24 protein-coding genes are annotated in these 25,717 nt (G+C 52.6%); 16 read left to right on the top strand and 8 right to left on the bottom strand.

The window, feature by feature from the left end; translation table 11 throughout:
• Window positions 1–147: 147 nt before the first annotated feature.
• Together ccoS and IE076_RS17255 are read left to right on the top strand one after the other, a co-directional pair.
• On the top strand, window positions 148–303 hold the full coding sequence (gene ccoS / locus IE076_RS17260) for a cbb3-type cytochrome oxidase assembly protein CcoS (protein WP_189438040.1): 156 nt from the start codon (window positions 148–150) through the stop codon (window positions 301–303).
• 209 nt (window positions 304–512) lie between these two features.
• A complete protein-coding gene (locus IE076_RS17255) occupies window positions 513–1,532 on the top strand; it encodes an alpha/beta hydrolase family protein (RefSeq protein WP_189438039.1) in 1,020 nt (339 codons plus the stop codon).
• Between the two features lie 210 nt (window positions 1,533–1,742).
• On the opposite strand, the gene IE076_RS17250 is transcribed toward IE076_RS17255, so the two are convergent.
• Complete coding sequence (locus IE076_RS17250) at window positions 1,743–2,498, bottom strand: DUF2189 domain-containing protein (protein ID WP_189438038.1); 756 nt, start codon at window positions 2,496–2,498, stop codon at window positions 1,743–1,745.
• A gap of 352 nt (window positions 2,499–2,850) precedes the next feature.
• Between IE076_RS17250 and IE076_RS17245 the strand changes: the two genes are divergently transcribed.
• The 5 genes from IE076_RS17245 (at window position 2,851) to IE076_RS17225 (ending at window position 6,699) form a co-directional block, all read left to right on the top strand.
• Window positions 2,851–3,267, top strand: a complete 417-nt coding sequence (locus tag IE076_RS17245) for an RrF2 family transcriptional regulator (RefSeq protein ID WP_189438037.1) — start codon at window positions 2,851–2,853, stop codon at window positions 3,265–3,267.
• A gap of 354 nt (window positions 3,268–3,621) precedes the next feature.
• Window positions 3,622–4,806: a copper-containing nitrite reductase gene (nirK, locus tag IE076_RS17240; RefSeq protein ID WP_189438036.1), complete on the top strand. Its 1,185-nt coding sequence runs from the start codon at window positions 3,622–3,624 to the stop codon at window positions 4,804–4,806.
• Between the two features lie 30 nt (window positions 4,807–4,836).
• Window positions 4,837–5,676: a formylglycine-generating enzyme family protein gene (locus IE076_RS17235; RefSeq protein WP_189438035.1), complete on the top strand. Its 840-nt coding sequence runs from the start codon at window positions 4,837–4,839 to the stop codon at window positions 5,674–5,676.
• Complete coding sequence (locus IE076_RS17230) at window positions 5,673–6,038, top strand: c-type cytochrome (RefSeq protein WP_189438034.1); 366 nt, start codon at window positions 5,673–5,675, stop codon at window positions 6,036–6,038. The genes IE076_RS17235 and IE076_RS17230 overlap by 4 nt, the downstream gene beginning before the upstream one ends.
• A gap of 22 nt (window positions 6,039–6,060) precedes the next feature.
• A complete protein-coding gene (locus tag IE076_RS17225; RefSeq protein ID WP_189438033.1) occupies window positions 6,061–6,699 on the top strand; it encodes an SCO family protein in 639 nt (212 codons plus the stop codon).
• 54 nt (window positions 6,700–6,753) lie between these two features.
• Here the strand turns inward: IE076_RS17225 and IE076_RS17220 are convergent, their stop codons facing one another.
• Window positions 6,754–7,401 (bottom strand): TetR/AcrR family transcriptional regulator, encoded by a 648-nt coding sequence (locus IE076_RS17220; RefSeq protein ID WP_189438032.1) that lies wholly within the window; start codon window positions 7,399–7,401, stop codon window positions 6,754–6,756.
• A gap of 440 nt (window positions 7,402–7,841) precedes the next feature.
• On the opposite strand from IE076_RS17220, the gene IE076_RS17215 reads away from it, so the two are divergent.
• Window positions 7,842–9,893 carry an oxidoreductase gene (locus IE076_RS17215; protein WP_189438031.1) on the top strand — a complete coding sequence of 684 codons (2,052 nt, stop codon included), beginning with the start codon at window positions 7,842–7,844 and terminating at the stop codon, window positions 9,891–9,893.
• A 41-nt stretch (window positions 9,894–9,934) separates the two neighbouring features.
• On the opposite strand, the gene IE076_RS17210 is transcribed toward IE076_RS17215, so the two are convergent.
• Window positions 9,935–10,642 carry a DUF930 domain-containing protein gene (locus IE076_RS17210; RefSeq protein ID WP_189438030.1) on the bottom strand — a complete coding sequence of 236 codons (708 nt, stop codon included), beginning with the start codon at window positions 10,640–10,642 and terminating at the stop codon, window positions 9,935–9,937.
• 299 nt (window positions 10,643–10,941) lie between these two features.
• On the opposite strand from IE076_RS17210, the gene IE076_RS17205 reads away from it, so the two are divergent.
• The 5 genes from IE076_RS17205 to IE076_RS17185 all read left to right on the top strand — a co-directional run bounded on the left by IE076_RS17205 (window position 10,942) and on the right by IE076_RS17185 (window position 16,428).
• Entirely contained in the window at window positions 10,942–12,147 is a 1,206-nt protein-coding gene (locus IE076_RS17205) for an NnrS family protein (protein ID WP_209009215.1), read from the top strand.
• A 255-nt stretch (window positions 12,148–12,402) separates the two neighbouring features.
• Entirely contained in the window at window positions 12,403–13,548 is a 1,146-nt protein-coding gene (locus tag IE076_RS17200; RefSeq protein ID WP_189438028.1) for a helix-turn-helix transcriptional regulator, read from the top strand.
• 483 nt (window positions 13,549–14,031) lie between these two features.
• The gene (locus IE076_RS17195; RefSeq protein ID WP_189438027.1) at window positions 14,032–14,820 is read left to right on the top strand and encodes a pentapeptide repeat-containing protein; all 789 of its coding nucleotides are present in this window, start codon (window positions 14,032–14,034) and stop codon (window positions 14,818–14,820) included.
• Between the two features lie 134 nt (window positions 14,821–14,954).
• Window positions 14,955–16,058 carry an NAD(P)/FAD-dependent oxidoreductase gene (locus IE076_RS17190; RefSeq protein ID WP_189438026.1) on the top strand — a complete coding sequence of 368 codons (1,104 nt, stop codon included), beginning with the start codon at window positions 14,955–14,957 and terminating at the stop codon, window positions 16,056–16,058.
• Window positions 16,059–16,074: 16 nt separating this feature from the next.
• A complete protein-coding gene (locus tag IE076_RS17185; protein ID WP_189438025.1) occupies window positions 16,075–16,428 on the top strand; it encodes a RidA family protein in 354 nt (117 codons plus the stop codon).
• Window positions 16,429–16,507: 79 nt separating this feature from the next.
• On the opposite strand, the gene IE076_RS17180 is transcribed toward IE076_RS17185, so the two are convergent.
• From IE076_RS17180 to gstA, 3 genes are read right to left on the bottom strand one after another with little or no spacing between them, the layout of a single operon-like run.
• The gene (locus IE076_RS17180) at window positions 16,508–16,729 is read right to left on the bottom strand and encodes a tautomerase family protein (protein WP_189438024.1); all 222 of its coding nucleotides are present in this window, start codon (window positions 16,727–16,729) and stop codon (window positions 16,508–16,510) included.
• Complete coding sequence (locus IE076_RS17175; RefSeq protein ID WP_189438023.1) at window positions 16,729–17,118, bottom strand: nuclear transport factor 2 family protein; 390 nt, start codon at window positions 17,116–17,118, stop codon at window positions 16,729–16,731. The genes IE076_RS17180 and IE076_RS17175 overlap by 1 nt, the downstream gene beginning before the upstream one ends.
• Window positions 17,118–17,726: a glutathione transferase GstA gene (gene gstA / locus IE076_RS17170; protein ID WP_189438022.1), complete on the bottom strand. Its 609-nt coding sequence runs from the start codon at window positions 17,724–17,726 to the stop codon at window positions 17,118–17,120. The genes IE076_RS17175 and gstA overlap by 1 nt, the downstream gene beginning before the upstream one ends.
• 126 nt (window positions 17,727–17,852) lie before the next feature.
• On the opposite strand from gstA, the gene IE076_RS17165 reads away from it, so the two are divergent.
• Entirely contained in the window at window positions 17,853–18,734 is an 882-nt protein-coding gene (locus tag IE076_RS17165; protein WP_189438021.1) for a LysR family transcriptional regulator, read from the top strand.
• 61 nt (window positions 18,735–18,795) lie between these two features.
• On the opposite strand, the gene IE076_RS17160 is transcribed toward IE076_RS17165, so the two are convergent.
• Together IE076_RS17160 and IE076_RS17155 are read right to left on the bottom strand one after the other, a co-directional pair.
• Window positions 18,796–20,865 (bottom strand): FAD-dependent oxidoreductase, encoded by a 2,070-nt coding sequence (locus tag IE076_RS17160; protein WP_189438020.1) that lies wholly within the window; start codon window positions 20,863–20,865, stop codon window positions 18,796–18,798.
• Between the two features lie 302 nt (window positions 20,866–21,167).
• A complete protein-coding gene (locus IE076_RS17155) occupies window positions 21,168–21,668 on the bottom strand; it encodes a nuclear transport factor 2 family protein (protein WP_189438019.1) in 501 nt (166 codons plus the stop codon).
• Window positions 21,669–22,327: 659 nt separating this feature from the next.
• Here IE076_RS17155 and IE076_RS17150 point away from each other — a divergent pair.
• Window positions 22,328–23,116, top strand: a complete 789-nt coding sequence (locus IE076_RS17150) for a hypothetical protein (RefSeq protein ID WP_189438018.1) — start codon at window positions 22,328–22,330, stop codon at window positions 23,114–23,116.
• 1,030 nt (window positions 23,117–24,146) lie between these two features.
• The gene (locus tag IE076_RS17145; protein ID WP_189438017.1) at window positions 24,147–25,715 is read left to right on the top strand and encodes a Re/Si-specific NAD(P)(+) transhydrogenase subunit alpha; all 1,569 of its coding nucleotides are present in this window, start codon (window positions 24,147–24,149) and stop codon (window positions 25,713–25,715) included.
• Window positions 25,716–25,717: the final 2 nt, after the last annotated feature.

The raw sequence follows: 25,717 nt of genomic DNA, 5'->3' as shown, positions 1-25,717 counted from the left end.
GTTGAGACACTCAACTCCTTCACTCTTAATCGGGCTGCCACCAAGGCAGCCCGCATTCTCTGGAAAAGTTTGCTGTCAGCGTTAGGCCAGACTTTTACGTCAGCTGCCCTGCCTCAAGACGCAAACCAGAATTACGGACTGAGCCAAATGATAGCTATTGTATACCTGATACCAATCTCATTGATTCTTGGTGTGTTGTCCCTCACAGCGTTCTGGTGGTGCCTGCGCGATGATCAGTTTGACGATCTGGAAGGCGACAGCTATCGGGTCCTGGACGACAGTGATGATGTACCGCTGAGGTAACACATAGGCGGAGCGCGATTGCTCCATAAGAAAGGCCAGTGCAGGCGACCCTTCAGGATCTCTTGCACTGGCCTTTCTTTTTTTGGGGCAAGGTGTGGGAGAGTAACGACCTAAAACCGGATCGTGACGACCTAAAACGGGTTTTAGGTCGCCCGTAGCCGCTGTTTGTTTCATCAAGCGATCAGGAAGACAGGCAACGGAGACATTTTATGAACCTGATCACAACCACACTCATGATGCTGACAATCGCTACAGCCTCGCAAGCTGTCGCGGCCCCTGCTGGCCTGAGACTGACCAGTATAGACATGCCGCATCATGATAAGGAGGCAAGCGCAACCATCTGGTATCCCAACGGCGGCGGAGGCGACATGACAATATTTGCCGAGAACCCCGTTTTTCAGGGGGTAGATGCCGCTATGAATGCAGAGGTTCGGGACGGGGTTTATCCCGTTGTCCTATTCAGTCATGGCATGGGCGGAACCGCTCGGGCGCAGGCATGGCTGGCCGCTGGTTTAGCTGAGCGGGGTGCCATCGTCGTTTCGGTGAACCACGCCTATTCCACCTGGGGCGACTTTAACATGACCAAAGGTGTCCGGCACTGGACCCGCGCCCTGGATATGTCAGAGGCGCTGGATGCTCTGCTGGACGATCCCGACTTTGGCGGGCGGATTGATCCGTCTCGTGTCATGGCTGCGGGTTTTTCCTACGGAGGCTGGACCGCGCTGTCCCTGGGCGGGCTGCGCGGCAACCATACTGGGATCGTCGGCGCGTGCACCAATTTCATCGAGACAATGGAAGCCTGCGATCTTCTGTTGTCCGACGCGGTAAACATGCAAGGCCTCGAAGCGGTGGACTGGAATGCCAGCTATGCGGACGCCCGCATCACCCATGTCGCCGCAATCGACCCAGGGTTTGTCTGGGGGCTGACGGCCGAGAATGCAGCGACGCTGATCCCCAATGTGCTTCTTATCGGATTCGGCGGAGCGGAGGACCGGATGCAGGCGACAGACTTTGATCAAAGCGGGATGGCAAGCCTCTTGTCGGATGCGCAGATCTTGCGGTTCGACCCCAGCTTTCATTTTACAGCGATGCCCCTCTGCAAACCAGAGGGAGAAGCCATCCTGATTGAGGAAAACGATGACCCAGTCTGCACCGACCCCGCAGGGACGGATCGGTCTAGCGTCCATGACGATATCATAGACGCTATGGCCGAACAGCTCGGCCTCTAAATCGAAGTTGCCATGCGCCTAACACATTCGAGTGACGGGTGTTTCCGCACTCAGGCTTGGTCAAGCACACCAACCTGACAATCAGATTGGTGTCAAACAGTGTCTTTTTAGTATGACACTTTAGTATTTCGCGACAAAAGGGGCACAGAACAGCTTCGCTGTCTATGCCCCAGCGATCAAAGACAGGGTCTTATCTACGGATACACCTGCTCAGTTTGCGCTGGCCCCGAAGAGATCATCGTAAGCGTGCCAAGTTGCGAAGCCTACTAGGGGGAAGAGGATGATTGTGGCGATGAAACCTGTTGCTAGGCCAGCGATCATGATGCCGGTTGTGAGGACGCCCCAGGCAGTCGCGAGTTTGAAGTTGTGAGCACAGGCTGAAAAGCTCCTACCCATGGCGGTGAAGGCATCAACCTTGCGGTCCACAAGCATTGGAATAGAGAAGGCGGCAACTGCGAGCGTGAAGGAAGCGAACAAACCACCGACCGAAATACCGACAAGTGACAGAATTAATCCAGTAGGGGTCTGCGCAAGAATGTGCAGTGTTTCACCCAGAGCAGGCACTGGCTTCAGGCCGAAGAAGACTGCGTAGAGGATTGCGGCCGCGCGAACCCAGGTGATTAGAAGCAGCAGAAGAACGGCACCGGCAACCACGAGCTGACCGGGCGAAGCAATAGGGCGGCTGCGACCCTCTTTTACCTGAAGTGCCGCGCGATACAGACCAATGGCCAAAAGTGGAGCGACCAGCGTGACGCCGGAAAACACCGGGACGAGCATCCATGACATATCCAGAAGGTACAGACCCGCTACTGTCAGATAACTGATTGAAAAGAACCCGATGCCGGAGAGCAATCCGACAAGGGGACGTTTTTTAAAGTCGGTGATGCCAGCCTGTAACCAGGTTTTGCAACGTTCAAAAGCATATTTCCAGGAACTGGGCTTCGCCGCGTGCGTGATCGTGACCATATCGGACTCCGAATGAAAAAGAAGATACTAAAAGATACATTTAATATACATCTTTTTCAATCACTATTACCCGTAATGGCAGGAAAACAAGAGGACTAAACAGGTAAAACCAGAGATGGAGCTGAGAGACCTGTCAGACGCCCCTATTTAGCACCATGCTCACGTTTGCGGTTTTTGCGAGCTCAGATGCCACGCTGGTGCCCAACCCCATACAAAACGCAGGGTCATCCTTGGAGATAGTGCGGCCTCAGAAAATAACATATATACTAGATATCTCTAATATTACTTTCGATAGTTTCAATAAGCATAGACCTACACTTTTTCAACGGCCTAGTTTTAAAAGGAAGCTCACATGCGTTTGACCAGCTTCTCAGACCTGTCATTCCGCGTGCTCATGTACGCCGCAGCAAATCAGGATCATCTCTTCACAATCGACGAGATGAACTCGTATTACCGTGTCTCGCGCGGGCACATGATGAAGGTTGTCAATGCGCTGACAAAAGCAGGTTATCTTGAATCTGTGCGCGGACGCTCTGGCGGATTGCGACTTGGGCGCAAACCGGAAGAGATTAATCTTGCAGACGTTCTGATAACCACCGAGACTGATTTCAAACTCGTGGAGTGCATGACCTCCCACAATACGTGCCCGCTATCGCCAGCATGCAAATTAATAGGGCCTTTGAACGAAGCAATGGCATCTTTTCTTGAAACGCTCGGCAAATACACACTAGCGGATCTTTGTCTGCGCAAGAGCACATTTTCGCTTTGAAGTATCCGACCAGACAACTCATCAACCCTACTTGCACGGGGACTCACTTGGGAGAATCCATTACGTGAGACCCCTAATAGAACTAACTACATATATGTATTAGTAAGAAGAACGTACCCCATTGGCGGTCGCCTGTCGTAACAGGCGTCCTCCCTAGTTTTTCGGCTTACCCTCTTCCCTGGCGGATCATGAAATTATCGTATGTTGGTGGAGTTCCCCCTGGTCGGGCGGGAAGCTTTCCACGCATTCCTCATAGCTTTTGGGCGTTTAAAGATATATCGCATTTACATCTTTTAATGAAAGATATATATGATGTGTATGTTTAATTGACCAAATAACCGGGGGGTATACATAATGCCAACAGATACGAAAAATGGATTAGACCGACGCAGTTTTCTAAAGGCTTCGACAGTTGCTTCATCCACCGCAGCGTTTGGTGCCTTTGCTGTGGCAGCAAATCAGGCCGTTGCGGCAACAAAAGAGGTTGCTGCCGGTGCGGCGGAAGCGGAAGTCTCACTCACCGAGGCAGAAATTGCTGCATTGCCTCGCGTGAAACAGGAGCTGGTCGCTCCACCGTTTGCGCCGAAGCATGATCAGGTTGCGAAGGGCGGTCCGAAAGTTGTCGAAGTCACGATGACCATTAAAGAACTGCGCTGGGAAGTGGACGACCATGGCGCGGAAACATGGGCGCTGACTTTTGAAGGATCCGTTCCGGGCCCACTGATCGTCTGCCACGAAGGCGATTACGTAGAACTGACGCTGATCAACCCAGAATACAACCGAATGGAACACAACATTGACTTCCATTCATCTACCGGTGCGCTTGGTGGTGCGGGCCTGACACATGTGCTACCGGGCGAGCAGGTGAAGCTGCGCTGGAAGGCCGTTAAGTCAGGCGTCTTCGTCTACCATTGTGCGCCTGAGGGACAGATGATCCCGTACCATGTTGTTCACGGCATGAACGGTGCTGTCATGGTGCTGCCGCGTGAAGGCCTGAAAGACAAAGACGGTAACCTGCTGTCTTACGACGATGTTTTTTACGTTGGCGAGCAGGATTTCTACATTCCGAAAGACGAGAACGGCGACTGGAAGGTCTATGACGGACCGGGCGACAACTTCGCTGACGTTATGCCGGTCATGCGTACCCTGACACCAACACATGTGGTCTTCAACGGCAAGGTCGGTGCGTTGACAGGTGATCACGCACTCAAATCTGCAGTTGGCCGCACAGCACTCTTCATTCACGCCCAGTCAAACCGCGATTCACGACCTCACCTGATTGGTGGTCATGGCGACTACGTCTGGGAAACCGGCTCCTTTGCTGACGATCCTGCGACTGGTCTTGAGACCTGGTTCATCCGCGGCGGCTCTGCCGGGGCAGCTCTTTATACGTTCCGCCAGCCGGGCGTCTACGTATACCTCAATCACAATCTCATTGAAGCGGTTGAACTTGGTGCCGCCTCACACGTCATCGTCGATGGCGAATGGGACGATGACTTAATGAAGCAGGTTTCCAAGCCTGGTCCTATTCCTTCCTAAGTCGGTCGGTTCGAGACGTGGAGAGATAACATGAAGCTGTCAGTTTACGTTACCCTTTCTATAGGAGTGGCAGTTGCCTCCATCTGGGCTGGTAGTAAGGCGAGAGTCTACCTTCCAGATATCTCGCCACGTCTTGCGTCTCTCGAGGAGCCTTCCTCGGGGGACGCACCCCAACCTCAGATGGTTGAGGTCAGGATTGATACCCCGGAAAGGGGCGCAAAGCGGATCGCGGTGGCTAAGTATGAGGTGACCTTTGGGGATTGGCAGGCCTGCGTCGATGCAGGGGGCTGCACGCACCAGCCAAAGCGACGCAAATACGTTCGGGATGACCATCCTGTTACAGGCGTCAGCTGGCTTGATACGCAACAATATCTGGCGTGGCTGTCTCACGAGACAGGCCAGACCTACCGGTTGCCCACTGAAACCGAGTGGCGTGTGCTTGCAGACGATGTGATCGAAGAAAAAGTCGATAAGTTGTTTGACGATCCGCGCATGGCCTGGGCCGCAGATTACGCCAACTTCGGCAAACGCGCCGGGCGACGCACCCAATCCATCGGTCTACACGGCACCGAGGATAATGGCGTTGCTGACATTGCCGGAAATGTCTGGGAATGGACGCAGAGTTGCTGGCGCAGGTCCGCAGAGGGACCAAAGCAGGAAATCAATAAGAATTGCCGCGGTGTTCGGGTTCTGGCGGGTGTGCACATGACCTACCAGTCCGAGTTAATCCGGGTGGTACCAACAGGAGGGTGCTCCATCGGTTTCCCTCCGGCGAATATCGGGTTCCGTGTCGTTCGCGACCTGGCATCCGAACCGCTCCTTTCCAACCTCCTTCCTACCGAAGATCTCAAAATAAGAGGAAAAACATGAGAAAACTAGTCTTGTCACTGCTCTCCGTAATGTTGCTGAGCGGCCCGGTTTACGCAGCAGGCGATGCTGTCAAAGGTGCAAAAGTCTTCAAAAAGTGTGCAGCTTGCCACTCACCTGAAGAAGGTAAGAACAAAATGGGCCCATCCCTGTTTGGTGTTGTTGGGCGCCATGCTGCAGCTATCGAGGGTTACAAGTACTCCAAGGCAATGAAAAAATCCGACATTGTCTGGGATGACGAGAACCTTGCACACTTCCTGAAGTCTCCAAGAAAATTCGTTAAGGGAACCAAGATGTCCTTTGCTGGCATCAAGAAGGATGACGATATGAACAACCTTCTCGCCTACCTGGACACACTGAAGTAAGCGTTTAAGACGGAGAAAAGTCATGAAAGTAGCAGGTAGGCAAATCAGCGTCCTGGTGGCGGCTTCCAGTTTCGCCATTATCGCTTTGCTGGGTGCCTCCGTTGGCTACTTTTCACAGGGACCTCTGCAGAAAAGCACAGGCACAAAGCCTACGCTGTCCACCACCATCAATGTTGATGGCCCGGATGCCCAGAGGATCACTTTGACTTCACACGAGGGCACCTCCACCAAGTGGGGGAGCCTTTCCGGGCGACACCGACTGGTCTTCTTTGGCTACACGTTTTGCCCGGAAATATGCCCGGTCAGCCTCCTGAATATTGGCGAAGCGCTCGACATCCTCCAGGAAAAGGGGATTGAGCCAGACCCAATTTTTGTGACCGTAGACCCGCAGCGCGACACGCCAGAGCTTCTTAAAGAATACCTCAGCGCATTCCGCGAAGGCTTCCTTGGGCTGAGCGGAGATGACGATCAGATCAAAGAACTCTCCGAAGTCTTCAAAGCTTATTATGAGCGATCAGATCAATCAGACACTTCCGAGTACTACCTCATGGATCACACCAGCTACATCTATCTGGTGGCCCCCGACGGCACGCTGCTCGAATACTATCCAGAATCAACCGAGCCGCCAGAACTCGCCCAAAAAATCCTCGCCAAACTATGAGCGAAGAAGCTCACGCAGTTTTTGACAGGTTGAGACCTCGTCGCAACGAGCCTGCTAGCAGACGGCCTTCAGGCGCTTCACCGTGCTCAGGTTGACTTCCAGTATCTTTTCAAGAGCAATGATTGCGAGGCCAATGAGCTTTTCTTTGCCTCCGGCATTTTCATCGAGGCAGGCCTCAATCCATAGGCCGTCCAGAACGCCGTGAACGATAATGCTGGTTTCTTCCAATTCCTGTGGCGGAAGTGGCCGGCCTTCCGCTTCAAATAACTCTGCCAGAAGCGGTTCGGTGGCGCGGCGCAGTTGCAAGTAGCTCTCGTCCCTCACAGCAGCAATGAGCGGGTCTACTCTGCTCTGGCTCACAAATGTCGCCCAAAGTGATAGTATTTGGTAGTCAGATGCTGGACTGCTCAACGTAGCCCCTACAAACCTTCGCATGCGTTCATGGGCAGAACCGTCCTTTGAGAGAAGGACTTCCATTGTATTCGCGGTGATCAGCTCAATCGTTTTTCGATATGCCGCAGTAATGAGGCGCGCTTTGCAGCCAAAGTGATGTCTGATCAGGCCATTGCTCACGCCAGCCCGTGCAGCAACCTCGCGTAATGTGGTCGCCTGTATCCCTTTCTCGGATATGCAATGTAACGTTGCCTCAACCAAGTCTTGTTTCCGATCACCTTCGGCAGAGTTTTTTCTTTGGGCGGGCATTAACTTAGAGACCTCCTGACGCTTCCGTTTACTGAACGAAACCTATGATTAAAAAATTTTCGCAATACCCTTGCGTAATATTATCAACTGCATAGCCTAGTCGCTTACGGCTGAAAAATGAATCGCAAGAGACAAGAATCCGACGCGGATTACAAATCAGCCCTACAGTCGCACCTGGGGGAGTGTTGTGTCAAAAAATGAGCTGCAATCGCAGTTACCGGCCTTCTGATCGTTCTGGATCTCACGAGGTGCTCAATGGGGTTACTGATCTTGCCCGGGAAAAGAGAAGCATAACCTTCGCTACGCGTGAGATGAAATTTGGGCGAAAGGCGGCCACAAAAATAGTCTTTCGTGATCAGGGACGTAGCCCACCCAGCTAACCCCAGAAAAAAACGATAGTCCGTTGAGTGCGACCGGGCTGGCATCAAGGATAAAGATAATTGAGAGACCCTCGTTACGATATACTGTTCGAGCCTGTACAGATTGGTCCGTTAACGACCCGCAATCGTTTCTTTCAGGTCCCGCACTGTAGCGGCATGGGGCACAGGTATCCTGAAGCTGACTTGGCCATGCGTTCCATGAAAGCGGAGGGCGGCTGGGGCGTGATCTCTACGCAGGAAACAGAGATACATCCCTCCTCAGACCTCTCGCCCTCTAATCAAGGGCGGATATGGGATGACCGCGACTTGCCACGGCTACGCAAAATGACCGAGACGCTTCACAAAAAAGGCAGTCTTGCGGCTATTCAGCTCGTCCATAACGGCATCCATACTGCCAATCGTTTAAGCCGCATCGCCCCTTATGGGCCTTCCGATGTGGTTGTTGATGTAACTGATCCCGTGCAGGCCCGCGCTATGGACAAGGCCGATATCGCTGCCTTCAGAAAGTGGCACCGCGATGCGGCGCTCAGGGCCAAGAAGGCAGGCTTTGATATCATCTATGTCTACGCGGGGCATGACATGACGTTGCTCCAGCATTTCCTGCTGAAGCGCTACAATTCCCGCAGTGATGAATATGGCGGTAGTTTTGAAAACCGCCTGCGCCTGTTTCGCGAAGTGCTGGCGGATACGCGTGATGCGGTTGGAGATAGCTGTGCCGTAGCAGTTCGGTTCGCCGTTGAGGAGCTGCTTGGTCCTGCCGGACTTGAGCATACCGGAGAAGGGCGGGATGTTGTTGCGGCGCTGGCGGATGAACCTGACCTTTGGGACGTCAATCTGTCAAACTGGTCAAACGACAGCCAAACCGCGCGGTTCTCGCAGGAAGGCTATCAGGAAGACTACGTCTCCTTCGTGAAATCATTGACGACAAAACCGGTTGTCGGTGTTGGTCGCTATACCTCGCCCGATAGCATGGTGCGGGCGATCAGGAAGGGAATTCTGGACCTTATCGGCGCAGCGCGCCCTTCCATAGCAGATCCCTTTTTGCCGAAGAAGATTGAGGAAGGCCGGATTGACGACATCCGCGAATGTATTGGCTGCAACATTTGCGTTGCAAGTGACAATACCTGCGTTCCATTGCGGTGTACCCAGAATCCATCAATTGGCGAAGAATGGCGCAAAGGCTGGCACCCGGAAGTCATCCCGAGCCTTGGCAAACCTCAATCCGTCCTCGTCGTAGGCGGCGGTCCGGCAGGCTTGGAAGCTGCACGAGCGCTTGCGCAGCGCGGCGCAGAAGTGGTTGTTGCCGAGGCAAGCCAGCAGTGGGGTGGACGCGTCTCACACGAATCCAAACTGCCCGGTCTTGCGACATGGGCGCGCGTCAGTGACTGGAGGATGTCACAGCTCCGGCAAGCCACCAACGCGGAGCTGTATCTCGATAGCCCCCTGACTGCAGACGACATCATTGCCTATCAATTTCAAAAGGTTGTGCTTGCCACGGGAGCAACGTGGCGAACCGACGGTGTCGGGCGCGTGCACCGCTTACCACTCCCATTCTTGCCGAGCGACGCCGTTGTTGGGGTAGATGATCTGCTTCAGAAGGGTGCAGGTGCTATCTCCAAGTCTGGTAGGGTCGTGATCTTCGACGATGATCACTACTACATGGCCAGCGCTTTCGCGGAGATGTTGGTTTCCGCAGGTTACAAAGTGGCCTTCGTCACGCCTTCTCCCATCGTCGCTCCGTGGACGGAACATACCCTCGAACAAGCCCGTATCCAACAGCGTTTGATGGAGCTCGATGTCGAAATCATCCCGCTGTATCAGTTGGCTGGTTTTGAGGGGGGTGAGTTAACACTCGAATGCGTTTACTCCGGCGCAACAAAAAGGCTGGAGTGCGCCACCCTTGTGCCGGTCACATCACGCCTTCCTTCCGACCATCTTTGGCAGGAGCTTCAGAGCAGGGAAGCGCAATGGGCCGATAATGGGATCGAAGCTGTCACAAGAGTTGGCGACTGCAAGGCACCCGGAACAATTGCAGCGGCTGTTTATGACGGTCATTCCTACGCCCAAAACCTGCTGGCTGCGCCAAGCGACAATTACGATAGGTATCGATAGGAGGCCCAAAGCAAGTCGGAAACCGACTGAACGCAAGACCACTAATCAGCAAACAGGAAGTGGTCGTCCCACTCGCTGTGCGGGATGAGTTCACCAGCAAGAAACTCCAGAGCGGTGACAAGGTTTGTGCTGGGGTCCCAGGTGCATTTGTAGGAAAGGTGGTACCACTCGCCCTTGCTGCGGAAAGCAGCACCCTCGGCAGTTACAGTATCGGCGAAGGCCACCGGGTCCTTGTAGGCAAAGGCAACCACGCGCTCGGGGTTGAAGCTTCCGTTCCACAGCTGGATCTGCTCCATCACCTCAAGATTGCACAGTTGCTCTCGCTGTTCCGAAGGGTCAAACAGAACCAGAGACTCCTTCAGCTCCCGATTTTCAGGCGCATCCAGCAGGCGGCCCAGTTGCAAGCTCTGCGCGATGACCGGTTGCGGTGCTTTTGCCTCGGGCTTTCTCACCACCGGTGGCGGAAGCTCTTGCGGGGTCTCCGGCGCCACCACAGTTGGGGAAACGGAGGTGGTGGGTGGTTCTTCTACGGGCGGTGGTGAGAACAGCTTCTCAAACTCCGCAGCGCCAATCAGGTCCACACCAATATTCTTGACCGGCCGCGCCCTGAAGCCACGCGGCGGGGTGGTCATCGCAAGCAGCGAAAAGGCCAGCAGGTGCGCCAGCAACGAGACTGTTATCAGCGCGGCATAGGGCTTATCAGAGTCTGCCACCACAGCGCTGTTTCTTTCGGCTTGCAAGATCTGCACAGAATCACACCTGCCCACTTTTTAATTTGTGGCAAACCTTGAGGCAGAAGAAGGCGAAAGTCTGGCAGAAGCACCGCAAATCGCGTTATCCGCAAGTGTTTTCAGTGGGCGTGCAGGCCCCTGCGACATTGGGGATTTTAGAATTAATTGACATTGCGCAAATATGAGTATTAGTTTCAGGTTTATAAGGGCAGCTAACGGAAATCCGACCATCGCTCCATCTACATCTGGTCGGGGCGTTTCCTCAGCTTAAGTGAGAAATGAGCGAAGGCTTACCTTCGCCGACCGGGACTGAATATATGCAGCAAACTCAAACCTTCCCAAATCCTCCCAGAGTAAACGCGGGGTTTTCCTGGGAGGCTTTCCTGTCCCTTGGTTTTCGCCCGTTTTATATTGCAGGCGCTGCATATGCGGCCATCAGCGTTCCGTTGTGGGTGGCTTCCATTATCGGTTTTGTTGAAATCAACGGCCCGCTGCAAGGCGTGCTCTGGCATTCCCATGAGCTGATCTTCGGCTTTGCCGTGGCCATTCTTGTTGGCTTCCTTTACACCGCAGTACCCAACTGGACCGGACGCCCCACACCCAATGGCCTGGCCCTTGGTGGCCTGCTGGCCTTATGGCTTGCAGCGAGGGTGCTTTTGTTCGTGGGCGGCGGGCCTGTTGCGCAGATTGTAGATCTGCTGTTCCTGCCACTGGCAGCGCTTGGCGTCGCGATCCCGCTCTATCAGGCACAGAACAAGCGCAATTACTTTGTTGTTGGGCTCTTGCTGGTACTCGCAGCGGCCAATGCACTCTTCCACGCTATCGCACTGGGTCTCATCAGCTATCTTCCAGCAGACGTATTCATGTGGGCGGTGGATGTCTTTGCCATCTTCGTGACCGTGATCGGGGGCCGCATCATTCCTCTGTTCACCAACAATGCGCTTGGTGTCAAACGAGCAGTACGAAACCAGCGCCTTGAAGATGTCATCGGCATTGGCATGGTACTGCTGCTGGTCAGCGATATCTACTTCGGCATGAGCTATGAAGCAGCAACCCTGCGGGCGGTTGGACTGCTTGTTCTTGCCGCACTGCACATCGTCAAGATTGGCCTATGGCGTCCGCAAATGACATGGCGTCACCCAATTCTCTGGATTCTGCCGGTCTCTTATGCGTGGCTGCCAATTGCGCTGCTGCTCAGGGCAGGGGCTCTGCTGGATGCGCCATGGGATCAGGTGCTGGCCATTCACGCAATCACCGTCGGCTCCATTGCGGGCATGATGCTGGCCATGATGACACGCAGTGCGCTGGGACACTCCGGCAAGCCGCTCATCGCCACTTGGGTAGAAGTCGCCATCTACTATCTCATTGTCATGAGCGCAGCGGTGCGGGTGTTTGGCATCCTCCTCTATCCGCAGGGCTACTTCATGATACTGGGCCTGTCAGCCTTGTGCTGGGTTGGCGCTTTTGGCCTCTTTACTGCCAAGTATTGGGGCATTGTTACCCGGCCAAAATCCCTCTTTTAACGACAGGAAAGCCCGGTTCTCCGGGCTTTTTTATGTCCGCATTCCCCCGCCCATGTTGGTCCATCCAGAACGACCCCCAGTATACAATTAGGTACTGTTGCCGATATATCGCAACGTTACCTTCTTTTCCGACCAAACGGTCAACTTACTTGATTTAAACAGACAGACTGCTCAATACTCACATGGTTTACTAAATTAGAAATCCATAAAGACCGATCTGGACCCCTTAAATCGAGATATTGCAGACCCATAATTATGACCCCGCTCCTTGATCAGAGTATCAGCGATATCTTCCGGACCTTCGTTAACGAAGAGCCGCTGGAAAATGCGCTGAAACAACTGCAAACGAAATATTCTGAGTTTCCGTTTGCGATCAACGTGCAGAGCCTGAACGACCAGAATTATAACTATCGGACGGTCCTGAACGTCGGGCAGGAGTTCCACGACACCTTTGCGCCGGTTGCCAACCTGAACCCACTGCCTGCTATCTTACAGGAAGCCGATATAGATGAGCCGTGCCGTGTTCACCGCCTCTTTCCGAAAGAAAAGATCCACCCGGAGTATGTTGGCTCGTTTCTGGACGTCAACAATAAGATCGACCGCGCCATTTCACTGATCATTGATCGGCACGACAGCCTGTGCTGTTACGTCAACATTTCCCTACCAGGCGCTGCATCCGAGCACGACGAAGAGCAGCTCTTTGAGGAAGTGAAGTTCCTGCAACCATTCTTCCGCAATGCATTTCAGTTGGCCTTGCAGCGGCGCATGCGTGATGCGATCGCACCCACACGAGATCTGGGCAAGTTCTGGCTGGAGCAAATGCCCTTTAGTGCGCTGGTGGTGGATGAAAACTGCTGCGTTCAGGTCATGAACAAGCGCGCCGAGCGCCTATTGAGCACCCATGCCAACTTGCAGGTTGGCAGGTATAAGCGGGTCACCGCCAAAGCCGGTGATGAAGCAGCTACACTGGAAAGCAGCGTCAGACAATCCATCTTCACCAACACGCCTGCCGCGCCCGTGATTATCCGCAATGAGTTCGGGCCAAACACCCTAATCTTTGTACAGCCCATTGAGGGCGAGCAGGACGCCCCTGAATATCTCTCTCATTTTCTAGAGCCACCATCCAACTGTCTTTTGATGGTGTTTGATCCAACAGATTTTTCCGATGTGCCTGACAAGATGATCAGCCATCTGCTGAATCTGACGCCGAAAGAGACCGAAGTGGTCAAGGCGCTGACCAACGGAGCATCGGCACGGGATGCGGCTGAGCAGCTCGGCATCTCTTACAACACCGCCCGCAATCACATTGCAAATGTGTCGCGCCGGTTAGAGGTTGGCTCACAAACGGAGATCGTGCGGCTGGTGATGACAACGCTCTCACGCTTTCCGTGGCAAGGCTGAGGCAACCTACTGAGGGATTTCCCGCAGTCGCCCCTCACAGATTTCAAAATTTCATGCATCAGACATGTATATGGAATAAAAAACTAGAACCATTTTTCTAGACAAAACATAATGTTATCATCAAATTTTAGAAATTCGTGTTTTTTTGCAGTCAACTAGTGCAATTGCATCAAGTCATTTGATGAAAATCTATGTACATTTAAAACAGCAAACAAGAGGCGTCGGGAGCAAAGTTTTCGAAGGTAGTCTTGGCACAGAAGGCTAACCTTCAATCGCAATTCGGTCCTTGAGTTTGCTATTTGGTGGTTTGTTTGCTTGGGAAACGAGCCACCTGCATATATTACAAATTATTTTTTAGCCGGCTTAGCCTTCCATATTTCAAGAGGCGATGCCGGTCTTTTCTTGCCAAATTGAAGCAGCCGGATTGATCGCATATTCTGCACATGGCAGAGTGAGATTCCTCGCGTTCACTACGGTACTCACATGACAACCTCTGAAGCCTCATTAACTCTCACCTATGATGAATTCTCCGCTCTTCTATCCTCGGGCAAACCCATCAGGAATGTGGAGCTGGATGCAACCTGGCTGGACGGTAAAGACCTGCGCGATGCGGAGTTTTGCAATTGCAGTTTTGAGCCGGAAAGTGAGTTCAACAGCATCGACTTTCGCGAAAGCGTCTGGAAAGACACCGAATTTCCGGCAGGTATGTTCAAAAGCTGCGATCTGCGCGAGGCGAAATTTGAGAATTGCAGCTTTTACTACGCAGACACGCGGGGAGGGGCCTGCTTTCGTCATGCAGACTTAAGCGACGTGGAGTTTCACAACTGTGACCTGCGTCTCACGATCTTTCCCTATTCGCAGATGTTTTGCATTGCGTTCCAGAACTGCCGTTTAACCGGCGCCTCACTGGAAGGGTGTGACTTTGGCAAGGTAGCGGGCCGGCGCGCCTTGAAACCGCGCGCAACGTTCACCGATTGCCAGCTCAACTACGCCACTCTTTCTGATCTGGATTTGGAAGAGGGCATCCTGACTGAATGCGACCTGACCAGCAGCAATCTGAGCAACACGAACCTGACCAACGCCGACCTAAAGCGCTCCACCCTGTCTGATGCAGAAACGGATGATCTGGATCTGACCTATGCGGACCTGAGAGGCGCAAATCTGGGTGCATTGTTCCTGACCAGCCTGCGCGGTTATCGCGGAATGGTGGTGTCCGCCAGCCAGCAGCACATCCTGCTTCAGGGCCTCGGAATCAAGATCGAACCAGACTGACACCAACGCACATCGCTTTCCTGAGAATTGTTACAGTCACAATATAAGCGTGCGTAGAATTACTTTTTGCTCGCATCCCTGCGCCAAATCAGAAATATTTCAGAGCTACGCAGAATTCATTTGTGAGGCTCATCATGACACAGCACTTCGATTTTCTGATCATCGGCGGCGGAATTGCGGGCATCAGTGGAGCCTCTCAATTGGCAGAACATGGCAAGACAGCCGTGCTGGAGATGGAGGACGTGATTGGTCACCACTCCACGGGGCGATCTGCTGCCGTCTTCATCGGCAACTATGGCAACGCGGTTATTCGCGCATTGAACGCGGTCTCAGAACCAACCCTCATGAACCCCGAGGGCATCTGCGACAGCTCCGTTCTTTCCCACCGTGGTGTTTTGATGTTGCTGGATGAGGCAGGGCATGAAAATCTGCTTGAGACTTATGAAGAAGGCGCCGTTGGTCTGGAAAAACGCAGCGTAGAAGAAGCGTTGAAGATGGTCCCGATCCTTGACCCGAGCAAAATTGCCTCAGCTCTTTATGAACCCAATGCCTTCGATATTGACGTGGACCGGTTGTTTCAGGGCTACGCCCGTTTGCTCAAGTCGCGCGGCGGCGAGATTATCCTATCGGCACCCGCCATGGAAATTGAACACACTGACGACCAATGGACTGTCACAACACCCAAGGGCAAGTTTAGCGCGCCTATTTTGATCAATGCAGCAGGCGCATGGGCGGATAAGATCGCCGAACTGGCGGGTATCAGACCCGTTGGCTTGGTCCCGAAACGCCGCACCTTGGCCATTGTGCCACTACCAGAGGGTGTTGATTGCAGCAGTTGGCCGGTCTTTGAAAGCTCCGGTGAGTCGTATTACGCCAAGCCCGAAGCGGGCAAGCTGCTTGTTTCACCCGCAGATGAGGTCCCCGTTGAGCCCCATGACGCCTTTGTGGATGACATGGTGCTCGCAGAGGGGCTCCACCATTTTGAACATGCGGTAAACTTCTCTATCACTCGCGTGGAACACAGCTGGGCTGGCCTTCGCAGTTTTGTGGAGGACCGCAGTCCGGTGGTCGGCTTTGCGCCGGACGCAGAAGGTTTCTTCTGGCTGGCAGGGCAGGGAGGCTACGGCATTCAGACCAGCCCCGCGCTCTCCCGCCTCACAGCGGATCTTTGCCTGGGTCGCCCCACCGAACTACCGGAGGAGACTTTGGCAGCTCTTTCACCGAACCGTTTCACTTAAAAACATAGGAATTCCCATGTCTGACATTCTTCGCTTGGGCAAAGGCCCACGCATGAGCCAGGTCGTCGTTTACAACGGCATCGTACACCTTTCCGGTCAGGTTGACCTTGAAGGCGAAACCGTAACCGAGCAGACCCGCGCCATTCTTGCAAACATCGAAACACTGCTGGGAGAAGCCGGTTCCAACAAATCCCGCATTCTGCAAGCCACCATCTGGCTGAATGATGTTGCCGACTTTGACGAGATGAACGCCGTTTGGGACGCTTGGGTTGACCCGGAAAACACACCAGCGCGCGCCTGCGGCGAATGCAAACTGGCGCTGGACAGTCTGAAAGTCGAAATCCTCATCACAGCCGCCGTTGCTGCCTGATCAGACTGGGTGCAAATACCCAAGAGACGACAAGCCAAAAAACGCAGGGCCAAAACCCTGCGTTTTTGTTTGCAACCACTCAGGCGTCTTGCTGGCGATACTGCATGACGGGCAACCCGCCGATACCCCAGTCTTCAAGGGCAACTTCATTAATCACCACAAAGGTCGTGCTTGGTTTTTTGTTGAGCACGCGCGATAGAAGCTCCGTCACGCCCTCAATCAGCTCGGCTTTTTCGCCAGCCGTCGGACCGTTCCCCTCTGGCCCGCCTTCCTTGGTGATCTTGATGTTTACATAAGGCATCAGCTTGTCTCCGGCGTTGCGATGTATGTGAAGATTTTGGTCATGATCCGCCAGCCGTGCTGGTCTTTCGTCAGGGTGAGAAAGTCCAGATACTCACGTTTCATCATCGTCATTGAGGCTTTTACAAAAGCCATCTGAGTGCCACCAAATTCGATGAAGTGGATGCAATCGTTGCGCGGCTCCCCTTTGCTCGCGGGCGGAACCCGCCGGTCCACCATCTCGAAGTACGCGCTCAGGGACTTGTTCATGTAGTCCCCTTCAATCATGTTGACGTACCGGGCGTCGGGATGGAAAACCTTGGTGAGAGCTTTCGTGTCGGCATGGTAGAGGCCGTCAAAGTAGCCTTTCATCACTTTCTGGATCTCTCCAAAGGTTTGCGAGTCGCTCATCAGATCAAGCCCTCCGCTTTCATTGCAGCCTGTGCAGATGGACGCTGGCTTGTGCGCTCTACGAAGGCGGCGAGCGAAGGCCAGCCCTTTAGATCAATGCCAACAAAGTTCGACCAGTTGCAGACGACGAAGAGATAGGCATCTGCAACTGAGAAGTCTGCGCCCAGCAGGTAAGCTCTGCCATCAGCGAACAAGGTCTCAAGATAGTTGAACTTGCCAGCCACGTTCTTCGCGGCCTTTTCTTTGTCCTCTTCGGTTGCAGATGCGGTGAAGAACGGAGTGAACGCCTTATGCACTTCTGAGCTGGTGTAATTCAGGTACTCCTGCAAACGGGCGCGCGCAACGCTGCCAGGTTTGGGGGCAAGACCGTATTCCGAATGAGTATCCGCAAGGTTTTGCAGGATCGCAGCACCTTCCGTCAGCACATCTCCGGAGGCCAGCTGAAGGGCAGGCACGTAGCCCTTCGGGTTGATTGTTTTGAAATCGAGGCCGGTGCTGGTTTTGCCTGCATCGGTGTCTACGCTCTCAATCTCGTAGGTGGCGGCAATCTCATTGAGCGTGATGTGTGTTGCCAGTGAACATGCGCCGGGTTTGTAAAACAGTTTCATTGGAAGCGTTCCTCAAGTTTGTTGTTCCTATGCATTGAGGAAGTAACGCCTTTCATGATTGATTGATAATATTGATTATTCAGGATAATGATTAGAAATAGTAATCATGTTTAGGCGGCGTATTCTATGAATTATGAGCAACTGGTTGTTTTACATGCGATTGTGACGGAAGGGACTTTTCGCGGAGCGGCGGAGCGACTGCACAAGTCTCAGTCTGCCATCAGTCACACGCTGAAGAAGCTTGAGGCCGAAATTGATATGGTCTTGCTGTCCAGAGAGGCGTATCGCCCTAAACTGACGCCTGTCGGAGAAGTTTTCTTCCGGCAAGCCATCCGCGTCATGCAGCAGATGAACCAACTGGGTAGCCTGACCAAAACGCTCAACGCCGCACAGGAAGCCGAAGTCTCCCTCGCAATTGCAGCTACCCTGCCGTTGGAACGAATCCTGGAGGTCATCGGCCAAGTGCGGGCAAAATTCCCGGCAACACACATCCATCTGGCCCGCGAGAGCATGAGCGGCCCCATCGAACGACTGCTCAATGACCGCGCTAATATTATTGTCGCCAGCATGGACGGCGTTCCCGTTGAACAGGTGGAAGCCGTGGGCTTTGCTGATGTCACCATTTTGCCCGTTGCACACCCCGAGTTCGAGCCTGCGCAGAGCAAGCACATGAAAACCATCACAGAAATGCAAACCTACACGCAGATTGTCGTGGCCGACAGTGGCAGCGGTGCCCTCACACAAAGCCGCGACCTGCTACCCGGCGGGCTGCGCTGGACAGTGACAGACTTTGCCGCCAAGAAGGAAATCCTGCAGGCCAAACTCGGTTGGGGTGGCATTCCCGAACACATGATCAAGGACGAACTCAAACGCGGTGAACTGGTTCAGTTGAACGTTGAGGGCTTCCAGCCGCGCCAATCCCGCCTGTTCCAAATCCGCAAACGCGACAGAGACGTCGGCGTTGTCGCGCAATCCATCTGGGACAATCTGATGAGTGCGGACCGCTGAGCAACCGGCACCGGATCACCTTATGCGGTTAAGAACACTCCCGCTCACCGCCGGAGCGCACCTAGTTAGAAGCCGCATTGGTCGCTGCAATGAAGCCGGTTATTGAGGCAAGGCCGATACCATGCTGGCCGCTGCCGCCGCATGCTTCACCTGCTGCATAAAGTCCCTCAATGACATTGCCAGCGGTGTCCTCCACCTGGGCTTTTTCATTGATGCGCAGACCGCCATAGGAGTCAGTTACTGCCAGCGGAATAATCGCGGCGTAATAGGGGGGCTGGTCTATGCGGTGCAGGGCGGGCTTGTCAAAATCCGGGTCATGTCCCTTCTCGCAGAATTTGTTGTAGTTTGCGATTGTCTGCGCAAGATGTGCCGGAACCTCCTTTTGGAAGGGGTTCTGCGCCATCAACCGGGCCAGCTCATCTATGGTATCTGCTTTAATGAAGAAGCCATCCGGTGGGTCCGCAATAAAGGGATAGCGTATCTGCCACCCCGTTCGTTCCACGGCAGCCTGATCGAAGATCGCCCACACGGGCCCAGTCAGAAAATCCGGCGCAACCGAGCCCTTATTCAGGCCAAGCGCTGCATCAGAAGCGGCACCGTGGTTATAGACTTGCTTGATATGGCTGACGGAAGAATTTCTCCAATCCCGCTGCCGAAACGGATTGCGTGTCGCGGTGGATACGGGAAGCACAAAATGGTTGAGTGGTGTGCCACCACCTGGAGGATACGTTGCGTGCGCTTCAACATTGGCGCTGATCGACATTTCGTCATAAAACCGCTCGCCCACCTGATTGACTGCAATCAGATGTTCCCAGCCGTCAGCCCCGATTTTAATGCCGTAGGCGCGGCAGAAATGGAAAGCAGGATGACCCGGAAAGACAGCGTCGTTCGCATCGGAAGACCCGATAATATCGCTGAGACGGGGCGACCCAAGATCATGTCCGTATTGTTGCATCATGCCCGCCAGGTTCGCGCCGATTTTCATCGCGGCGATTATGCCGCTGGCATCACCATGGCGCGGCCCCATCAGTGAGGAGCCAAATTGAATCGAGGGCTCTCTCATTCTTGGATCAAACATACTGCGAAAATGGACATTTCCCTGATAGCCACCACTGCCTATAATGATGGCCCGCCGTGCACGAATGCAGAGTGTTTCCCTGCGGTCATCGATGTTGTTCTGCGTCCAGAAACTTTCCAACCGCTCACCCGTTTCTGGATGAAAGCGCGGTGAGTAGCTTGCTTTGATGCCAATGGCACGGCCCGCAAACGGCTGCTCGCGAATGAGCTCATCCATGTGGCGATTGAGCAAAATGCGGACGCCCTTTTTTCGGGCGCTGTATTCCAATGGCCGTGCAATCGCAAACCCGCCCACGACCCAGCCCGGAGCCCCAAAATCACTAGCAGATGGCGCTGGACCATACACTTGCGGGTTAAAAGGGGAGCTGCGCTCCTCTTCTATGCTGCCGGCATCTTCAAGAGTGACTTCACCCGCCTCGATATCTGTTTTGTCAGAGAGCTTCATGATTGCCCACGGCGCGCGCGCCCGCGTCATGCCGCCGCCAAGGTGCGTTCCGGTGATCCGTGAAAAGCGCACATAGTTGTCCAGCATCAACTGCCGGACAGCGCTTGCGTTGTCGGCAAGAGCACGATGCAGCTTAGGGTCGTTGTAGCGATATTCGGCAAATGCCCCTTCGTTCACCACGGACCAATCCGTGTAGTCAGTGAACAGGCGGTCAGGATCGTCCTCAAGATCTTCCGGCGGTATGAGAGGCTCAGTCAGCCCCATATCTTCAGGGTCCAGCCCAAGACGGTCCCGTTCCTGTATGGGGTCTCCGCCGCCCAGTGACGCACGCCCCAAACTGTGAGACAATTTTCCGCCGAGGTCGAAGTTCTGTTCGATCAAAATAACCGAGGCACCAAGATCACGCGCCCGTATCGCAGCAACCAGCCCAACACAGCCGCCGCCGACAATAACCACATCCGCCTCACACTGCCAATCCACAGTGTCAGAGACTGGCTCATCTGCCGGATGAGCGGATGATGAGGAAGAGGCACCTGTTCCTCCATCCGTATCGCTGGGAGTCAAGGGCTTAGCTTTATTCTGGGAAGATAAGCGTTCTTGGTTGGGCATTGTGAAGTGCTCCCAAAAAACCATAGGGTCAGGCCGCAGAATTAACCTGGCGAGCTTACATGACAACAACCGACGAAATTTTGACCAAGCAAGACGCGGCTATGACCTGTTCATGTGAAGTCGCAGCCCGACAATAATGGGTTTGGTCCTTACAATGTCTTTAAGAGAAATCTGAAACCTCGCATGAAACAGGAGCGCACGTGGACAGTTCATATTCTTGGCAGGCGGTCCAGAAAGATACTTTGAGAGCAGTTGAATATTTCGAGAAGCAACCTCTTGTTCTTGCTGAGCCCGAAGTGAAGTCACTCCACTGGGGAGCTATGATCAAAGCTAAGCACGCGGGAGAGCTGCCATTCACCATCAATTAACCGCCATAGATGGGTAAAGCGCGCTGTTGACGTGAGTTCATTGCGCCCATCTTCATAAATGGCGTAAAAGCTGTGTTCGCCTGTTTGAATGGCGCCGTACAGACTGTCATTATTGTAAAGGGGAAAGACTTGGAGACTGTCTTCTTTAAGCTCTCTTCTGGCGGTGTAGTCTAACTTGCACAGACCGTTTTCGATCCCACCAATAAAGGCCGCTTTAGAAACTGTGATGCCGCTTTGATCGTGGTAAAACTCCAGGTCTTCGGCAACCAGCTCGCCGAAGACCTCCGTTTCACACCTATTGAAACCAACCGCAAACAGGCGCTGGTCGAGCACTCGAAGCCTATCAAAAAGGCTATCTTCAGTTTGCGCGTGGGCACCGCCACTCACAGGCCCTACAAACAAAATAAGCAATATCAAGAAACGAATAGCATGCATCAACACTGGGCTCCCCCCGGATCTTGGCCAGTTGCACAAAGTTCAAGTTTTTAAATGTGGCTGTGCTTTTATCTCGTTAAGGTAGGTGTAGGTCTTACTTATTCAACCAGCATTTTACAGTAATTTAGGAGCTCCGATCATGGAGTCAGATTAGACGGTGCGTTTCAACCGAAGATTAGCGGTTGAAGATTCCCGAGTGTGATGAAAGCGCCTACATTTTTGTAAGAGGCCAACTAAGGAGGAGGACCGTCATCAAGAAATATGAACATACTCAAAGATACGAAAAGGTTATCTATATGTATGATAGATTTGCCAACCAGATTGTTGGCGCAGCGGTATGCTTTCTGTACTTCTTCTTCATGTATTTTCAAACGGGGTCACCCACTGGGGATCTGGTTCTTATGTGCGTATTGTTCGTGGGATCCTTACTTACAAGTTGCGGTTCTCTCTACCTGTTGGAGAGGAAGATAAAAGTCGCGAGATTTCAGGATGTTGATGATATTAACTACATCTTTCCTTTGATGATGATCTTAGGAATTTTGCTGATTTATGCATCCTTATGGCTATCATCTCAATGAGATCTAACAATCACTCATACTATGATTTATTTACTGCCTGTAGATATGTCGTTACCCGCAGTATCTTTCTAGGACTGATGCATGAATAGTCCAACAAGGAGAAGTATTAAAGTTATGCAAGTGCTTTTCGAGGATGAAAATCTGATAATCACAGAACGCGGAGAAACAGACGCAAAAAGCAATACTGTACTCATTTCCTTCACCGGAGTCGGTCATAAATTGGGGGGCATAGATGTCCAGAAGCCGGAATTTTTCGGCGCTGGAAAGAATTTTGATAACTTCATTTTCGTAACAGACCGTCGTAGGTCTTGGGGTAACAATATTAATTTCGATCTATTAAAGAAAATCATTTTAAGAGTATCTAAGGACAAAAAGTTATTTTGCCTTGGGAATAGCATGGGCGGTTTCCTATCAATAGTCGCAACGAAATTTTTGACGATTGAAGTTTCAGTCTCATTTGTTCCTCAGTACAGCGTTAAGCCGGAGATAGTACCATTTGAGACTAGATGGGTTAACTATACCCAAGATATTGAACACTACAAAATACATAGCCTTGATGAATACTTTAATAATTCAACTAAATATTATATTTTTACAAGCAGGGATCGATTAGACTATATGCAGGCCAAATTATTTCCGAAGAGAAATAATATTTATCATTTTAACTATCGGAAAATAAAGCACGATTTAGCTAGACAGTTAAAAATGAATCAAGAACTAACTCCACTCCTACTTCATTGCTTTTCTGGTCAAGATATCAAGAGTCTCAGAGGGGCAGTAAAGCTGAGCCCAAGACAAATTGCCCCTTGGAAAACTATTTTCGACGCACTTCGGCTGCGCCACCCCGGAATATTTCCGCCCATCTTCTGAATTATATAGTTTCGTAAAGACTAAATGTTTTGATAATAGTCCACTCAAGCAGGCTTTTTAAGAGAGACATCTTTCCTGCCAGCTAATAGGTAGCACTGAAATACACTCAACCTGAGACCCGCATATTGCTGGTAAGGCTCTTAAAGTTCCAAAGACCTCCGAAATCGGCAAACCGAGAACATACCTCATGGAGAAATCACTGACCCATCGATGATCGCGGGGGTATCCATCCAAGCCAGTTCGGTCTTATCCCCGCGGTGCAGCGTTTCTGTTTTTGTTCTGGTCTTGCTGGTCTGCTGAGGCGAGTGGGGAGGGCAGTCCTCTGTCCCAAACACCAATTTCACGCGTCATTTTCACGTAGCAACGCATAAAAACGCTGAATTGCTCAAAGTAACGCACAGGGTAACGCAAGTGTTTTGGGGCTGGTTTGTGAACACCCACAGGCTTGCTGCTATGTCAGGTTGTCGCATCCAGCGAAACGATCGAGTGGTACATCCAACTGCCAGCTCAGATCTCATTATAAATATATTTTAGTTAATTCGTCGCTTTGGGTATGGTTTTCCTCTCCACACCCAAGAGAAAGCGTAAGTAATTCCAGCAAAAACCTGTGAAAAATCAGCATTATACTCACCGGAAATCATTTTTACGTGAGTCTTGTTGAGATTCCTTCAATTTCACTTTTCCACCTCATTCTTTAGTTTGATCCGACGCCGTGCAGGAAAGGTCAATCTCTGCCATTCAGATAGTGCTTTACCCTACTGTGATTTGAACGGGGTCCATTTTAAAGATGAAGGGATTTCCGAAGTTTTCAGGAGAGACTTGCGGTTTACGCAAAGGAGCTTACCCTGCCTTTCGGGCAAGATTGGTCAAAGAGATTCCTTTGAACACTTGCATCAAGTTTAGGGCCTTTGGTGCATTGCACAAAAACCGACCCAGCTACTACGCTGGGAAAGAGAATAAAGAACGATTGGAACAGTTGGTAACGAGCGATTTCTGCTGGAAACCCATTTAACAGGCAAGAGGTTAGAACATGATCATAGGGGCTGCCAAGGAAGTCCTTGACGGGGAACGTCGGGTCGCGTTGACTCCGGACAGCGCCCGACAGCTGCAAAAGCTGGGTTACGAGTGCGCTATCGAAGCCGGCGCAGGTGAAGCGGCAAACTTCTCTGACAAAGACTATACAGACGCTGACGTGAAGGTTGTAGCAGACGCAAAAACGCTCTGGGATACTTCTGATATTGTTATCAAAGTTCGTCCACCCGAAGCTTCTGAACTGCAATTGACACACGAGGGACAAACCCTCATCAGCTTCTTCTGGCCAGCGCAAAATGGCGAGCTTCTTCAGCAGTTTGCAGACAAGAAGGTCAACGTGCTGGCGATGGATATGGTGCCGCGTATCTCGCGTGCGCAAAAGATGGATGCGCTGTCATCCATGGCAAATATCGCCGGGTACCGCGCTGTTATCGAAGCAGGCAACAATTTTGGCCGCTTCTTTACCGGTCAGATCACCGCTGCTGGTAAAGTACCACCTGCCAAAGTGCTGGTCATCGGCGCTGGCGTTGCCGGTCTTGCCGCAATTGGTGCCTCCACGTCTCTGGGCGCTATCACCCTGGCCTTCGACGTTCGCCCGGAAGTGGCTGAGCAGGTCGAGTCCATGGGCGCTGAGTTCGTCTATCTGGACTTTGAGGAAGAGCAGCAGGACGGCGCAGCAACAGGCGGCTATGCTTCTGTTTCTTCTCCAGAATTCCGCGAAGCGCAGTTGGCGAAATTCCGCGAGCTGGCACCGGATGTGGACATCGTCATCACCACAGCTCTGATCCCGGGCCGCGATGCGCCTGAGCTCTGGACCGAGGACATGGTTCAGTCCATGAAACCGGGTTCTGTGATTGTTGACCTTGCTGCTGAGAAGGGCGGCAACTGTAAACTGACCGTGATGGACGAGAAGATTGTTACCGAAAACGGCGTCACCGTAATCGGCTACACAGACTTCCCATCCCGCATGGCAAACCAGTCTTCAACGCTGTATGCAACCAACATCCGCCACATGATGACGGACTTGACCCCTGAGAAGGACGGTCAGGCCAACATCAATATGGAAGATGACGTTATCCGCGGTGCGACGGCAACCAAGGACGGCGAAATCACCTTCCCGCCGCCAAAGCCAAAAGTTGCTGCAATTGCTGCCCAAAAGCCAAAAGCTCCTGAGAAAACCCCTGAGGAACTGGCGGCTGAAGAGGAAGCAGCAACCAAGGCTGCTGGTCGCAAGCAGATTGGTTTGCTGGTCGGTGGTGCCGCTATTATGGCGTTGATTGGCGCCTATGCACCGGCAGACTTTATGCAACACTTCATCGTATTCGTCCTTGCAGTATTTGTCGGCTTCCAGGTCATCTGGGGTGTGGCTCACTCACTGCATACGCCACTTATGGCGGTTACCAACGCGATCTCCGGCATCATTATTCTCGGTGCCCTGCTGCAGCTCGGCTCTGGCAGCTGGATCGTTTATTTCCTCGCAGGCATCTCGGTGCTCATTGCATCGATCAATATCGTCGGCGGGTTTATGGTTACGCGCCGTATGCTCCAGATGTTCAACAAGTCTTAAGC

The organism is Pseudovibrio japonicus, from assembly GCF_014651595.1.
Classification (GTDB): Bacteria; Pseudomonadota; Alphaproteobacteria; order Rhizobiales; family Stappiaceae; genus Pseudovibrio; species Pseudovibrio japonicus.
The sequence above is the reverse complement of the archived record's forward strand: the minus strand, read 5'-3'. Positions and strand labels throughout refer to the sequence as shown.

Bases quoted from the DNA above. Each gene is read 5' to 3' on its own strand.
- ccoS (WP_189438040.1), top strand. From the start codon at position 148: ATGATAGCTATTGTATACCTGATACCAATCTCATTGATTCTTGGTGTG.
- IE076_RS17255 (WP_189438039.1), top strand. From the start codon at position 513: ATGAACCTGATCACAACCACACTCATGATGCTGACAATCGCTACAGCC.
- IE076_RS17250 (WP_189438038.1), bottom strand. From the start codon at position 2,498: ATGGTCACGATCACGCACGCGGCGAAGCCCAGTTCCTGGAAATATGCT.
- IE076_RS17245 (WP_189438037.1), top strand. From the start codon at position 2,851: ATGCGTTTGACCAGCTTCTCAGACCTGTCATTCCGCGTGCTCATGTAC.
- nirK (WP_189438036.1), top strand. From the start codon at position 3,622: ATGCCAACAGATACGAAAAATGGATTAGACCGACGCAGTTTTCTAAAG.
- IE076_RS17235 (WP_189438035.1), top strand. From the start codon at position 4,837: ATGAAGCTGTCAGTTTACGTTACCCTTTCTATAGGAGTGGCAGTTGCC.
- IE076_RS17230 (WP_189438034.1), top strand. From the start codon at position 5,673: ATGAGAAAACTAGTCTTGTCACTGCTCTCCGTAATGTTGCTGAGCGGC.
- IE076_RS17225 (WP_189438033.1), top strand. From the start codon at position 6,061: ATGAAAGTAGCAGGTAGGCAAATCAGCGTCCTGGTGGCGGCTTCCAGT.
- IE076_RS17220 (WP_189438032.1), bottom strand. From the start codon at position 7,401: ATGCCCGCCCAAAGAAAAAACTCTGCCGAAGGTGATCGGAAACAAGAC.
- IE076_RS17205 (WP_209009215.1), top strand. From the start codon at position 10,942: ATGCAGCAAACTCAAACCTTCCCAAATCCTCCCAGAGTAAACGCGGGG.
- IE076_RS17200 (WP_189438028.1), top strand. From the start codon at position 12,403: ATGACCCCGCTCCTTGATCAGAGTATCAGCGATATCTTCCGGACCTTC.
- IE076_RS17195 (WP_189438027.1), top strand. From the start codon at position 14,032: ATGACAACCTCTGAAGCCTCATTAACTCTCACCTATGATGAATTCTCC.
- IE076_RS17190 (WP_189438026.1), top strand. From the start codon at position 14,955: ATGACACAGCACTTCGATTTTCTGATCATCGGCGGCGGAATTGCGGGC.
- IE076_RS17185 (WP_189438025.1), top strand. From the start codon at position 16,075: ATGTCTGACATTCTTCGCTTGGGCAAAGGCCCACGCATGAGCCAGGTC.
- IE076_RS17180 (WP_189438024.1), bottom strand. From the start codon at position 16,729: ATGCCTTATGTAAACATCAAGATCACCAAGGAAGGCGGGCCAGAGGGG.
- IE076_RS17175 (WP_189438023.1), bottom strand. From the start codon at position 17,118: ATGAGCGACTCGCAAACCTTTGGAGAGATCCAGAAAGTGATGAAAGGC.
- gstA (WP_189438022.1), bottom strand. From the start codon at position 17,726: ATGAAACTGTTTTACAAACCCGGCGCATGTTCACTGGCAACACACATC.
- IE076_RS17165 (WP_189438021.1), top strand. From the start codon at position 17,853: ATGAATTATGAGCAACTGGTTGTTTTACATGCGATTGTGACGGAAGGG.
- IE076_RS17160 (WP_189438020.1), bottom strand. From the start codon at position 20,865: ATGCCCAACCAAGAACGCTTATCTTCCCAGAATAAAGCTAAGCCCTTG.
- IE076_RS17155 (WP_189438019.1), bottom strand. From the start codon at position 21,668: ATGCATGCTATTCGTTTCTTGATATTGCTTATTTTGTTTGTAGGGCCT.
- IE076_RS17150 (WP_189438018.1), top strand. From the start codon at position 22,328: ATGAATAGTCCAACAAGGAGAAGTATTAAAGTTATGCAAGTGCTTTTC.
- IE076_RS17145 (WP_189438017.1), top strand. From the start codon at position 24,147: ATGATCATAGGGGCTGCCAAGGAAGTCCTTGACGGGGAACGTCGGGTC.